A 13499-nucleotide genomic window follows, 5' to 3' on the forward strand; every position below is an offset into this window, starting at 1 on the left:
GTTTCAATCTGTTAAATGTCATTCCCTTTTTTCTGATGACTGTTTCAAGAGGATGAGGAATGGATTTCAGCGAGCTGATTTTCGTTCAGCCCGGCGGGTGAAATTATTCAAATTAATTTCTTTAGCTAGTCCTAATATTATAAATTGCAAATGAGCCATTAGCCGTATTTTACGATTTGGAAGATGGAAAACTTGTTAAATGAGTGACATCAAATGCAGTATACAACATTAGGAAAATCTGATCTTAAGGTCAGCAGGATCGGCTTCGGCTGTATGTCCCTTACCGGAAGTACGAAAGAAAATGAATTGATTGTTCATCAGGCATTGGAAATGGGGATCAATTATTTTGATACCGCAGATCTGTATGAAAATGGGGAGAATGAGAAGAAAACAGGAAGTTTAATCCGTTCCAGGCGTGATCAGGTGGTCCTGGCAACAAAGGTGGGCAATCAGTACAGGGCGGACGGCAGCGGATGGGACTGGAACCCTTCAAAAGAACACATCCTTTCTTCCGTGGAGGCCAGCCTGAAACGTTTGCAAACAGATTATATTGATCTTTACCAGTTACACGGCGGCACAATAGATGACCCTATAGATGAAACGATCGGGGCTTTCGAACTGCTGAAACAGCAGGGTAAGATCAGGTACTATGGAATTTCTTCTATCCGGCCAAATGTGATCAGGGAATATGTAAAGCGGTCTGCAATAGTGAGTGTGATGATGCAGTACAGCCTGCTGGACAGGAGGCCTGAAGAGGAATGTTTTGAATTGCTTGAACACCATGGCATCAGCGTACTGAGCCGGGGCAGTATTGCACAGGGGCTGCTGGTAGATAAACCTTCGAAACCTTACCTGGGATGGTCTGCGGAGGAGGTTAGCCAGGCTGCAGCAGCCGTACAGCAGGTGACAGGAAAAGGGAGCATGGCCCAGACAGCCATCCGGTTTGTGCTGCAGCATCAGCCGGTAAGCAGCGCAGTCATCGGGATCAGAACCCTGGCACAGCTGGAAGATATCACCGCTGCTTCAGATCTTTCCCCGCTTACCGCGGAAGAAATGAATTTGTTAGCTGGTGTCAGGGCATCACAACGTTATTCAGAACACAGGTAAATATGAAATTATCATTTGGTACCGAAATAAATCATCAGCCCAATTATTTTTTGGAGAAAATATGGAAAGGCCTGTTAAGCGGCCCCGGCAATCTTGAAGAAAGTTATTTCAACTACCAGGGACGTCATATTGCGAAATTTGGAAGAAGCTGGGATGGCGACCGTTTTGGTGATTTTCTGGAACCGAAGATCCATACGATACGCAGGGATCTGGACAACGAATGGACACCGGGAATGGATATTCAGCTGGTGGTGAATTTAAACACGCTCGAGGAGTTTCAGTTTGCGCCGACACTGAAATGTCAGTCGGTACAGAGGATACAGATCGACTATTCGAGGCTGATCAACCCATTGGGACCTTCTGTTTTTATCGATTATCAATTACTGGACAAGCATACTCTGGCCAAAATGGTCAGAAATGATGGTTTCCCCACAATAGCGGATTTCTTTATGTACTTCAAAGAAGATTTCAGCGGAAACCTGATCCACTGGACTTCCTTAAGCTATGATTAGCTTAGCGGTAACCCATTGCCTGGAGATTGAACAGATCAGCATATCTCCCGTTTTTCAGCAGTAATTCTTCATGACTGCCAATCTCTACCAGTTCCCCCTTTTCCAAAACCAATATCCTGTCGGCCATTCTCACCGTTGAAAAGCGATGGGAGATCAGCACTGCCGATTTACCAGCGGTGAGTTCAGCAAAGCGCTGAAAAACTTCGTATTCTGCCCTGGCATCCAGCGAAGCTGTGGGCTCGTCAAGAATGAGCAGCTGTGCATCCTTCATATAGGCTCTGGCCAGCGCAATCTTTTGCCATTCTCCTCCAGAAAGTTCCACCCCCTGTGCAAATCGTTTACCCAGCATCTGCTCGTACTGCTGTGGCAATTTTTCCGCCAGCAGGTCGGCCATGCTCTGATGCGCGGCAGAGCGGATGAGGGTAGCGTTCTCTTTTTCTTTGATGTTACCTACAGCGATGTTCTGCGAAAAGTTCATCTGATAACGGATATAGTCCTGGAAAATAATGCCCAGGTTCATCCGCAGATCTGCAAGGTCATAATCTCTGAGATCTTTGCCATCCAGCAGGATGCGCCCTTCGGTAGGATCGTACAATCTCGACAGTAATTTTACCAGTGTTGTTTTTCCTGCCCCGTTTTCTCCCACCAGTGCCAGTTTTTCACCCGGATACAGGGTAAAATTGAGATGCCTGTTTGCCCAGCGTTCGGAATTCAGGTACTGAAAGCCCACATTCTCAAACTTGAAGCCCGATTTTATGGGATTAGGGAAAGGGATAGGTTTCAGTGCAGTAATGATCCTGGGTTTGATCTCAAAGAAATCAAAAAAGTCGCGCAGGTAAATGGCTCCCTGCGACACGGAGCTGAACCGGTTCAGAATAGTTTCGAGTAGTGACCGGAGCTGACGGAAAGAGCCTGCGAGGAAGGTAAGCTCCCCGATGGTTGCCTTTCCGGAAACCGTATCAAGGATAATAATGATATAAGCGCCATAATAGCCTGCGGTGCCGATCAGGGCGAAAATGGTGCCCCAGGCAGAACGTTGTATGGACAACTTTTTATTCGCTGTGTAAAAGCGGTCAGACAGCATAGAAAAACGTTCAATGACAAAGCCGGACAGGTCAAATATCTTCAGCTCTTTTGCAGTTTCATCACTTGCACCCAAAAACCGGAGATAATCGAGTTCTCTTTTTTCTGGTGTTTGGGTCCTGGTGAGGACATAACTGCGGTCGTTAAAATGAGATTCGCCCAGGAAGGAGGGGAGGATAGCTACAAATAACAATAAGATCAGCCAGGGGTTGAAAACTACCAGTCCTGCTGCCAGGAAACCCATCGTAATCATATCCTGCACCTGGCTCATGACCTGCGAAAGCAATACTGTACGGCCGATAGTCTGCTGCCGCGCCCTTTCGAGCTTATCATAAAATACTGAATCTTCAAACTGGTCAAGATCTAATGTTGCCGCATGTTTCAAAATCCTGATGGAAGTATATTTGGAGAAAAGATCACCCAGGAGGCTATCAATCAGCGTGATGATACGGTTTAACAGATCTGAGCTGATGGCAAGGGCAAATTCAATCGCTACCAGTTCCCACAATAATGTAAGGTCATGGTGCTGCGGTGTTTTGCTCAGGAGAACAACATTGTCGATAATTAGCTTACCTATATAAAGCATGGCCAGGGGCGTAGCTGATCTGGCAATACGGAGCAGCATATTGGCAAAGGTCATTGCCGGGCTTGTCCGCCATACCATTTTTAAAAACAAGGGCAGGTTACTTAATGCGGCGATGCGTTCCCTGAAAGTCAGGTTAGTTTTGCTGGTAGCCTGTAAGGAATCCTTATTGAACAGCTTGCTCGTTCTCATGTTTGCAAAAATACACAAACTCATCATATAGATAAGCATCTTCGCCGGGCTGCAGCCCTTCATGCGGAATGGCGTAATATTTCCCGCTGATCTGGTGCCCGTCATCTGTTTTTTGCACTTCAAGGTTCAGGAACCCATGCTGCATGGCGCAGAAGTTTTCAAGTTTTACGGTGTCAAAGATCTCACTGTCGCTGGTGTATACTACCTCGTCCGCCTCAGCAAGCCAGTGTAATTCGTCAAATCCTCCGGCGCCGCAGACAATGTAGGGGGTGATCTTTCCGCCAGGATAACTTTTACTGAAACGCTGGTAGTTGTGCACATGTCCGCTCATCACGAGATCAGGTTGAACGCCGGCCTCGTCAAAAGCACTTTCAAGGAAGGTGATCATTGGCAGGCTGGAACTGTGGTTAAAGTCTGCTGAGTAGGGGGCATGGTGCAATGCAATAATAATTGCTTTTTCGGTATGCTCTGCGGCGGCATGTTTAAGCTCTTCAACAAACCAGGCCCTTTGTTCTTCACTGATCACCCCGTATTTTGGTACATTGGTGGCCAGGCCAATAATATTGGCTACCGGCGTTTGTAAGGTCCAGTACACATTTGGCTGTATGCCGCTTTTACGTGAAGTAGCTGATCCGAAAGGAACAGGTCTTGGTTTTACACCGCAGAATACGCTGGTGAAGGGGCCAAGACTTAAATAAGGGGTCGGATTCGCGGGGTTTACATCGCCGTCATGGTTTCCGGGAATGGCATATATAGGGAGGGGGTAATCTTTATAGGGTTTGAAAAATTGCTGTTCATACTGCTCGGCTTCTCCAAAGTGGTATACAATATCGCCGACGTGGTAAAGGAAGGATGGTTTGGCGGCAGGACTTTCAGGGTGTAAATATTGTTTTGCCATTTGTCCGGCAATAAGCTGCTGGAAGGCTGGTGACTTTAATCCGCCGGTATCACCCACCACCTGGAAAATCATTTTATCAGGGTCCGGGGTCTGTATGTCTGGCTTCAGGCGGTATGGATAGTTGCCAATTGGCTGGGGCAGGGGCTGGAACTTGTAATTATCGTCGGGTTGGTTTAATTTGAATAATGGTTTTGTAGGTATACTTTTTTTTTCTGACAACATGTTGGTTTACGCGTTTTTAATCAAGATAGATTCCAGCACATTAGCAACATCGTCACATTTATCTGTGGCCATTTCCAGGCTCTGGAGGATCTCCTTTTGTTTGATGAGCTCGATGGCGTCTGTTTCGACTTCGAACAGGTACGCAATGGCAGTATTGCAAAGATGATCTGCCTCGCTCTCTCCTTTGTTTATTGTGATACAAATATCGGCAATAATTTTGATATTTTTAAAGTTACGGAGCTCTAAAATTGCGATTTCCAGATCTTTGCACATGGTATTGATCAAAATGGCGAGCTGTATGATCTCTTTGCTAAAACTATTTATCCTATAGAGTTCGATGTTGAGTGATGTGGCATAGATATAATCGGCAATATCATCTATAGCGCTCACCAGCGAATGGATATCTTCCCTGTCAAAAGGTGTAATGAAATTCTTGCTGAGCTCCAGGAATATGGTATGGGAAATATCGTCTCCTGCCTGTTCCAGTCGCTCTGTTTCCCTGAAATGGCTCTCCCTCAGTTCTTCGTTGTCCTCAGTTACGGTCTGCACCAGGCTTTGTGAAATGTCTACCAGGTTTTTAATATCGCGCTCAAATAAAGGCTGGAACTTTTTATCCCTGGGGCTGAAGAAGTTAAATACGGAGTTCATGATCATTCTTTTAGATGCGTAAATGTAAAAGAGCAATGTTAAGTCATCATCAATTCAGCATGAGATTACAAACAGATGAACCTCTAAGCCGCGATAGTGTCTTTTGCAGGGGTTTTTGCGATCAGGAGAAGATCTGATTCGAAAACAAGTTCGGGATCTTTAAATTGTCTGTTCAGGATAGCTTTCCGGATTCTTAACTTTCTGTTGGAAGTGATCACTACTGCTCCCGATGTATTAAAAGTATGGGACTTGTAAGATCCGATGGAAGGATCAAACCGCTGAACTCTCAGCAGTAATTCATAAATAACAAAAACAGGTATCGGCACGCGATAAATTTAAGTTTACAATTTCGTAATATATAATTATCATTCTGTTAATTCCGGGATGGAGTTAACATAGATTTAACATAGTAGATAAAATGATTTAGCAAAAGCCTTGTTAAAATATTATACAGTTTAAAATAAAAAACACAGGATGATGATATGGATTGTATTTATATAAAAAATAAGGAAAATAGTGCGCGTCAATGACTTAACAAATACCTACATTTGCGCCACTTAATTTTAAAACATAATAATGGGAAATCACAAAGATGTCAATAAACTAACAGCAGCTGGTTTATTAATAAGCTTAGGGATCATTTACGGAGATATCGGTACTTCTCCGCTGTACGTATTTAAGGCCATTATTGGCGACAGACCAATTACCTCAGATCTTATTTTAGGAGGATTGTCATGCATCATCTGGACATTAACCCTTCAAACCACTATTAAATATGTTGTCATTACGCTTCAGGCGGATAATAAAGGTGAAGGCGGAATTTTCTCTCTCTATTCCCTGGTAAAGCGAAAAGCAAAATGGCTGATCATTCCTGCAATGATTGGCGGGGCAGCCCTGCTCGCCGATGGGATCATGACACCGGCAGTAACCGTTTCTTCGGCTATTGAAGGTCTGGGAATCATTTACCACGATCTGCCTACAGTTCCCATCGTTATCCTGATCATTACTTTTCTTTTTGGTATCCAGCAATTCGGTACTTCTTTTATCGGTAAAGCTTTTGGACCTATCATGTGGCTGTGGTTTACCATGATTGCCGTGCTGGGAGGCGTATATGTAGCACAGTTCCCCGAAATACTCAAAGCAGTTAATCCATATTATGCCTATCATATCCTGACTACAAACCCCGAAGCTTTTTTAATCATCGGTGCAGTTTTCCTTTGTACTACGGGAGCAGAAGCCTTATATTCAGATCTTGGGCACTGCGGACGGTCTAACATCCGTGTCAGCTGGGTATATGTGAAAATATGTCTGATCCTGAACTATATGGGGCAGGGCGTATGGCTGCTTCAGCTGCATGGCAAACACCTGGGAGGTATCAACCCTTTCTTTCATATCATGCCGCAGTGGTTCCTGATCTACGGTATCCTGATCGCTACCGTGGCGGCGGCAGTTGCCAGCCAGGCGCTGATCTCCGGATCGTTCACGCTGATCTCTGAGGCGGTACGTTTAAACTTATGGCCAAAAGTAAAGATCAACTACCCAAGTAATTCAAAAGGACAGCTGTATGTGCCTTCTATGAACTGGGTATTATTTATCGGTTGTATCCTGGTGGTGCTGATCTTTCAGAAATCTGAAAATATGGAGGCCGCATATGGTCTGTCTATCACGGTGGCGATGCTGATGACTACAATTCTGGTGTCTATATTCCTGATGCGCAAAAAGGTGCCGAAATACCTTATTGTGATATTCCTTACAGTTTATGGTATAATCGAACTGACATTCCTGGCCGGAAATGCGGCTAAGATACTTCATGGAGGCTGGTTCACATTGATATTGGGTGTTTCCCTGTTCTCTATCATGTGGGCATGGTCTAACGGAAGAAGGATCAGAAACCGTTATATGCGGTTTGTAGATATTGAGAAATTTTATCCGATCATCAGTAAGATCAGTGAGGATGAGTCTATTCCAAAATATGCTTCCCAGCTGGTATACCTGACGAGTGCCAACTTTAATTCAGAAATTGAATCTTCTATCATGTACTCCATGATCCAGAAACATCCTAAAAGGGCCGATGTATATTGGTTGCTGCATGTGGATGTAACGGATGAACCATTTACAATGGAATATAAAGTAGAGCAGCTGATTGATAAAAAACTGGTAAGGATAGACTTCCGTCTGGGCTTCAGGGTTGAACAGCGCGTGAATGTCCTGTTCAGAAAGGTTGTGGAAGAACTGGTTAAAAATGGTGAAATTGATATCACCAGTAAATATACCTCCCTGAAAGAACACAAAATAGCAGGTGATTTCAGGTTTGTTGTGATAGAGAAAGTACTTTCTACATCCAACAGCCTTCGTTTTATTGAGCGTGTGACGATGGTTTATTATGCTGTGCTCAAAACATTCAGCGTGCCCGAAGAAAAGGGTTTTGGTCTGGATTTAAGTTTTGTTGCGGTGGAAAAGGTTCCATTGATTGTAGATCTGCCTACAGATTTTTACCTGAAGCGATTGAAATAAGTCATTCCCGGGAGTGGGGGTAAGTGGCCTGCACTCTTTTTCTATGAATAAGGACGAATCCGGAATATGCCGCTGTTAAGAATTGTGTTTGGCAAAGTCCGAAGGCCTGATGTTTGTCAGTTGAAAAAATGCTTTACTGAATGCCGCCAGGCTGTTATAACCGGTGAGGTAAGCGATATCTGTTGTAGAACGGTCTTCCTGAAGGATCATTTCAATGGCCCTGACGATCCTCAGCAGCTTCAGATACTGCAGAAAAGAGATGTTCATGGTGGACTGAAATAAGCGCGATAAAGTCCGTTCGCCCATTCCAAACCGGCTGGAAATGCTTTCCAGCGTAATTTGCTGTCCGAAATACTGCGCCATATACAATACGATGGGCCTTAACCTGGAGTTGGTGGTAGTAGGCAGGGCAATAGGAAAAGACCTGGTGCTCAGCTGCGGCAATATATTCTTTATGGCAGCCATAAAATGATAGGTATTGTCCTTTTTCTCAATATCACCGTTCCAGTTATTCGTAAAGCCTATCATTTCATATAAGAGGGTGTTTACAGGATAGATGCCCAGTTTCCCGTAGAAGGGCTCAGTATGATCATCGTCAGTATAAAAATACAGGTTTCGGGTAATGGTGGCGGAGGTCCTCACTTTCACAAAATGCGGTAGTCCCTTTGGAATCCATACGTAATGCCTTGCAGGAATAAAATATGTTTTGTTCTCGGTATAAATATAAGCAATACCGCCCTCTACATAAGTAAACTGGCTCTTGGTATGCGAATGCATAGGCAAAAGCCGCTCTGTTTTTTCATGAACGATATATACACTTTTTGGCTGAAGTTCTATCGCATGTAAATATGCTGTGATCTCTAAATCCTGCATTGGCTGGAATGGACAAATAATTGGTAATATATGTAAAATAACAGGTTAAACATTGATGTAATTTTGTGTAACTTTTTAATATCATGTGCTACAGTAATAAATATTTCGTTCTCACCTGTTTCTCGCTCTTCCTGCTGAACAACGCAAATGCCCAGCATCTGGACGATATTCACCTGTCTCTTCCCGAGATATGGTCCAGGGTAGCCGCCAACAGTAAAACATTGAAAATGCAGGACTTCAAGGTACTGCGCAGCCTGGAAGGGGTTAAGGATGCGAAAGCTGAGCGCCTTCCTGAGATCTCCGCAGAAGGCGAGTATTCTAAAATCACCAACCTGCCGATCTACACCAATGGATTGTTTCATACGCCCGACCAGTATGAGCTCCCTACACATACCGTTTATAGCTTTGGGGCAGAGGCTTATCTGAATTTATATAACGGTGGAAAAGTAAACACCAATATTGCAAAGGAAAAGAAGGAAAATGAGATTGCTGTTGCGCAAAAAAATCTAACAACTGAAGAAATCAAACTCAGGGCTACAGCTTATTATCTCGATTTACAGCGTAGCCGGATCTTTAAAACACTGCTACTGAAGGATATCAGCACCCAGGAGAAACAACTGGCAGAGATCCGGGAGCTCCTCAAAAACGGAGTAGTACTGAAAAGCGATTTGCTGAGGGGAACACTAAAATTATCCAGACAAAAAATGTCACTCATTCAGCTGGACAATGACATTCTTATTGCCAATCAGAAACTAAATATCCTGACAGGTTTACCAGAACAGTCGGTGATTGAGACCGAAGATAGCGATAGTGCCGAAATGCCTGTTCTGAAATCTTATGCTGACTATCTGAATGATGCAATAGAAAACTCTCCGGCCTACAGGATCTCTGAAAAGGAAACGCAGCTGAGCAAGTTAAATATCAAAAGTGTAAAAGCAAACGGAGCAATTAAACTGGGGCTTTACAGCAATTATAATTATAGCTATCCTCAGATCCTGATTTTTCCCTACTCGATTGGGCTATACGGGCTTGGTTTTAACGGGATCAAGGCCAGTGTTCCGATCTCTGCCCTTTACCACAACAGGCACAAGGTAAAAGCAGCCGAAATACAATACCAGCAGCAGGAGGTGGAGCATGCCGATACGGAGGACAAGATCAGACAGGAAGTAAATGAGGCTTTCCTAAGGTTTAAGGAGGCCTTAACCCGTATTGATGTGGCCAAAGAAAATATCAGCCAGGCTACAGAAAATCTCAGGATTGTCAACAATACATATTTCAACCAGCTGTCATTAATTACTGACCTGCTGGATGCGGATACACAGTTACTGCAAACCCGTTTTGATTACGCTGCAGCAAGGATTGCAGCACAACTACAATATTATCAATTACAAAAGGCCATAGGCAACCTCTAAAATGCAAACACAGAATAAATATACACAGACTGACCTGTTAATCACGAGAATAACAGCATGGATAGCGGGAGTGATCGCCATAGGACTGGCAGTTTGGGGAGTAATAGCCCTGATTGAGCTGTACAGTTATGAGGAAACCAATGACGCCCAGGTAGAAGAATACATCAACCCGGTTACTTCCCGTGTAACGGGATTTATCAGGGAGATCAAATATGAGGAAAACCAGGATGTGAGGAAGGGCGATACCCTGCTGATCATCGATAATAGTGAGTATCAATTGCAGCAGGAAGAAGGTGAAGCAGCATTATCGAATGCACAGGCACAGATTCAGGTACTGGAAAGTAACGTTGCGACCAGCGCCAAAATGTCGCAGGCGAGCCAGTCGCAAATTGCCTCTGCCAGAGCTAAATTGACCAGGGCACAGCAAGATTATGACCGTTATTCCAAATTATTTAAAGTGGAATCTGCTACACAGCAGCAACTGGAGAACAGCAGGGCCGCACTGGACGTAGCCACCTCGGAATACCGCTCCGCACAGGAAAATTACCAGGCTTCACTGTCAAAAGTGAATGATATCAGGTCACAGAAAGGTGTTTATGAGGCGGAGATCAAACGTCGTCAGGCATTGCTGAACAGGAACAAACTGGATGTGGGGTATACGATCATCCGGGCGCCATACAATGGTAAAATGGGAAGAAGAACGATCCAGCAGGGGCAGCTGATCCAGGCAGGACAAACACTTGCCTATATCGTTGATCAGGATGCCGGGAAATGGGTGATCGCAAATTTCAAGGAAACACAGATCTCCCATATGCATATTGGCGGTACTGCCGAAGTCACGGCCGATGCCTTTCCGGGAAAGAAATTTAAAGGAACGATCGTTTCCCTGTCTCCTGCAACCGGGGCCCGTTTCTCTTTGCTGCCGCCAGACAATTCTACAGGTAATTTTGTGAAGATCGTACAGCGGATACCTGTGAAAATCAAACTCACAGAAAGCCCGGATGTGCTGGCACAGCTGCGTGCAGGCATGAATGCCAATATCAGTATAAAAAAAGATTAGATGAGTTCGGTATTACCAGTATTCAGATCGTGGGTTCCTGTATGGCTGATCAGGGCGACTATTTTCATTGTGATCGTTCCCGGCCTGCTCTTGTTTGGGCTTTCTACTGCCAATGCCCCCGGTGCGGCGGGGTATTACGGTATTGAACCTTCAGATGTACAGTATTCTATGATTGCATTTTATGCTGCTGTAGCCGGTTTTTTTGCGTTGGAAAGACGATTTTTTGTGTTCACAGCTACAAGGGAGTATTTTCTGATCTCTACCATTCTGCAGGTTGTTACCTCTTATCTATGTTTTCATACACATAGCCTGAGCATTTTATTTGCATTCAGATTTTTACAGGGCATGGCCAATTGTATGTCTACCAGCATCTGCATTACACTGATCTTCGGCAGCCTGCACAGTGAGAGGGCCAGGGAAATCGGTTATTCCATTTTTCATGGGCTTTTGTTGTGTATTACCCCGCTTTCTACGATCATCACAGCCCCCATTATTGATGCATTTGATTTTAACGTGCTTTACAAATTTATAATCTTCGCGTACCTGCCGGGAACGGTGATGCTCCTGATAATTATGAATAATGTACGTCTGAACAAAAAAATGCCGCTTTATCAGCTCGACTTTTACAGTTTCATCATTTATTCCTGCCTGCTCTGCAGCCTGGGATATGTACTGATTTACGGTGAGCAGTACTACTGGCTTCAGGATTCAAGGATCTTGTGGAACGTAGTCGCCAGTACGGCACTGCTTATCCTCACTATTGTGCGTCAGATACATTTAAAGCGTCCTTATCTTGATATGTCTGTCTTTAAATCCAGGAATTTCAATATCGGGGTATTCATGATCTTTACCTTATATATTGTACGGGGTGCTTTGGGAATGACCTCCCAGTACTTTGCATCCGTTCTTGGGATGGACCCCAGGCATATCGGTTACCTGATGATTGCCAATATCGGCGGGATTGCAGTCAGTATACTCATTTCATCCAGGCTGATTATTCTGAAAAGACCTATACGGCTGATCTGGATGTACGGCTTTTTTATGTTGCTCGTTTTCCATGTCTGGATGTGGTTCCTTTTCAGCAGTCAGGCTGACTACCCCACCTTTATTATCCCGCTGTTTGTACAGGGAATGGGGGCGGGGATGCTGATGGCGCCGATCATTATTTTTATGATCTCTTCGGTTTCACTTAATTTAGCGGGTTCTGCATCGGCTATGGGGGTATTCTTCAGATTTACAGGTTTTTGCAGCAGTATTGCCGTAATCAACTATTTCCAGTTACAGCATAAGGCAATCCATGTCAACAGGTTTCAGGACCAGCTGAGTGGTGCAGACGGTATTGCGTCCGACCGGCTGAAGGCCTACACCGCTGCAGTAACAGCGAAAGGAGTGGCGCCAGACCAGGCAGCCAAAATAGCCAGGGGCCTGTTAAGCCGCACGATTGACAGTCAGGCATCGCTCAGGACAATGATGGACTACTACCTCTTTATCAGTATTATTCTGATCATCATCCTAATGGTCATTGCCCTGTTTCCTTATCTGAATAAAACCAGGATCAACCTGATGTCGAGCCAACCAGCTCCCGTAGGTTATTAACTCAGCTTATTTTTCGGGGAGGATGATCCGGTGCGGATGATCTTTTCAGCCTCACCTTCGCCTTCATCCCGCTGGCCGGCTCCAAGGTCTGTTTTGGTGTTTTTACCATACAAAGATTCATCATTGTTAGGTGCCGAAGGGTCGGAATCGTCCTCCCTGGCATCTTTCAGATCGGTTTTTAAGCCTTTTATTTGATTTAAGTTTTCCACAGCGGGTAATCCGGGACCTTCACGGTGTGCCGTTGTGCTATTGAACTGAGGTTGCGTTAAATTTTGTGGATTTGCAATGTCATATTGCTCATTATCAGGAGCTTTGTGCTTTTGTTCTTCCTTTTCGTTTTTCATAGTTTTGCCTGATTTAGGAGGCCTGTTATTTAACAAAGGCCGCCCCAAATGGTTTTAAATAAACCTGCAGGGATATTAAAACCGTATATTCATGCGTTAATGATTTGGAAGAAAACCAATAATTATTACCTTTAAGCCCATAAATCAAATTTAATTAACAAAATATCATGGAAAAATTCGCAAAATTAAAAGAACTAATTGCTGGAGTTGAGGCTGATGCAGACAAGTTTTACAATTCAGGTAATGGTGCAGCTGGTACTAGAGTACGTAAAGCAATGCAAGATTTGAAAACACTTGCTCAGGACATCCGTACTGAAGTAACTGATAAGAAAAACACTGCTAAATAAAATACTTTAGTTTCGCGAACCGCAAGCTATTGCAAAAATCCCGGATGGTATTTACTATTCGGGATTTTTCATTAGTTCATATTTCTATTCACCTCCGGCCCGGCGGTA

General features: G+C 44.2%; 13 protein-coding genes. 7 read left to right on the forward strand and 6 right to left on the reverse strand.

Annotation, left to right across the window (positions count from 1 at the left end):
- The first annotated feature begins 213 nt into the window (after positions 1-213).
- Positions 214-1107: an aldo/keto reductase gene (locus BLW16_RS09760; protein WP_090556392.1), complete on the forward strand. Its 894-nt coding sequence runs from the start codon at positions 214-216 to the stop codon at positions 1105-1107.
- Between the two features lie 2 nt (positions 1108-1109).
- Positions 1110-1619 (forward strand): hypothetical protein, encoded by a 510-nt coding sequence (locus tag BLW16_RS09765; RefSeq protein ID WP_090556393.1) that lies wholly within the window; start codon positions 1110-1112, stop codon positions 1617-1619.
- Position 1620: 1 nt separating this feature from the next.
- Here BLW16_RS09765 and BLW16_RS09770 read toward each other — a convergent pair whose 3' ends face one another.
- The 4 genes from BLW16_RS09770 to BLW16_RS09785 form a co-directional block, all read right to left on the reverse strand.
- Positions 1621-3477: an ABC transporter ATP-binding protein gene (locus BLW16_RS09770; protein ID WP_175470535.1), complete on the reverse strand. Its 1857-nt coding sequence runs from the start codon at positions 3475-3477 to the stop codon at positions 1621-1623.
- Positions 3452-4597, reverse strand: coding sequence for a metallophosphoesterase family protein (locus BLW16_RS09775; protein WP_090556394.1), 1146 nt, complete (start codon positions 4595-4597; stop codon positions 3452-3454). The genes BLW16_RS09770 and BLW16_RS09775 overlap by 26 nt, the downstream gene beginning before the upstream one ends.
- A 6-nt stretch (positions 4598-4603) precedes the next feature.
- Positions 4604-5245, reverse strand: a complete 642-nt coding sequence (locus tag BLW16_RS09780; RefSeq protein WP_175470536.1) for a DUF47 domain-containing protein — start codon at positions 5243-5245, stop codon at positions 4604-4606.
- 83 nt (positions 5246-5328) lie between these two features.
- Positions 5329-5571 carry a hypothetical protein gene (locus tag BLW16_RS09785; RefSeq protein WP_090556396.1) on the reverse strand — a complete coding sequence of 81 codons (243 nt, stop codon included), beginning with the start codon at positions 5569-5571 and terminating at the stop codon, positions 5329-5331.
- A gap of 250 nt (positions 5572-5821) precedes the next feature.
- Here BLW16_RS09785 and BLW16_RS09790 point away from each other — a divergent pair, with 250 nt between their 5' ends.
- Positions 5822-7759: a KUP/HAK/KT family potassium transporter gene (locus BLW16_RS09790; protein WP_090556397.1), complete on the forward strand. Its 1938-nt coding sequence runs from the start codon at positions 5822-5824 to the stop codon at positions 7757-7759.
- Positions 7760-7834: 75 nt separating this feature from the next.
- On the opposite strand, the gene BLW16_RS09795 is transcribed toward BLW16_RS09790, so the two are convergent.
- A complete protein-coding gene (locus BLW16_RS09795) occupies positions 7835-8632 on the reverse strand; it encodes a helix-turn-helix domain-containing protein (protein ID WP_090556398.1) in 798 nt (265 codons plus the stop codon).
- An 83-nt stretch (positions 8633-8715) separates the two neighbouring features.
- Between BLW16_RS09795 and BLW16_RS09800 the strand changes: the two genes are divergently transcribed.
- From BLW16_RS09800 to BLW16_RS09810, 3 genes are read left to right on the forward strand one after another with little or no spacing between them, the layout of a single operon-like run.
- Entirely contained in the window at positions 8716-10044 is a 1329-nt protein-coding gene (locus tag BLW16_RS09800; RefSeq protein ID WP_090556399.1) for a TolC family protein, read from the forward strand.
- 1 nt (position 10045) lies between these two features.
- Positions 10046-11104, forward strand: coding sequence for an HlyD family secretion protein (locus BLW16_RS09805; protein WP_090556400.1), 1059 nt, complete (start codon positions 10046-10048; stop codon positions 11102-11104).
- Positions 11105-12700 carry an MFS transporter gene (locus tag BLW16_RS09810; RefSeq protein ID WP_090556401.1) on the forward strand — a complete coding sequence of 532 codons (1596 nt, stop codon included), beginning with the start codon at positions 11105-11107 and terminating at the stop codon, positions 12698-12700.
- On the opposite strand, the gene BLW16_RS09815 is transcribed toward BLW16_RS09810, so the two are convergent.
- On the reverse strand, positions 12697-13044 hold the full coding sequence (locus BLW16_RS09815; protein WP_090556402.1) for a hypothetical protein: 348 nt from the start codon (positions 13042-13044) through the stop codon (positions 12697-12699). The genes BLW16_RS09810 and BLW16_RS09815 overlap by 4 nt on opposite strands.
- A gap of 167 nt (positions 13045-13211) precedes the next feature.
- On the opposite strand from BLW16_RS09815, the gene BLW16_RS09820 reads away from it, so the two are divergent.
- Complete coding sequence (locus tag BLW16_RS09820) at positions 13212-13391, forward strand: histone H1 (protein ID WP_090556403.1); 180 nt, start codon at positions 13212-13214, stop codon at positions 13389-13391.
- Positions 13392-13499 lie beyond the last annotated feature (108 nt).

Origin of the sequence: Pedobacter hartonius, from assembly GCF_900107535.1 — a bacterium.
GTDB classification, from domain to species: domain Bacteria; phylum Bacteroidota; class Bacteroidia; order Sphingobacteriales; family Sphingobacteriaceae; genus Pedobacter; species Pedobacter hartonius.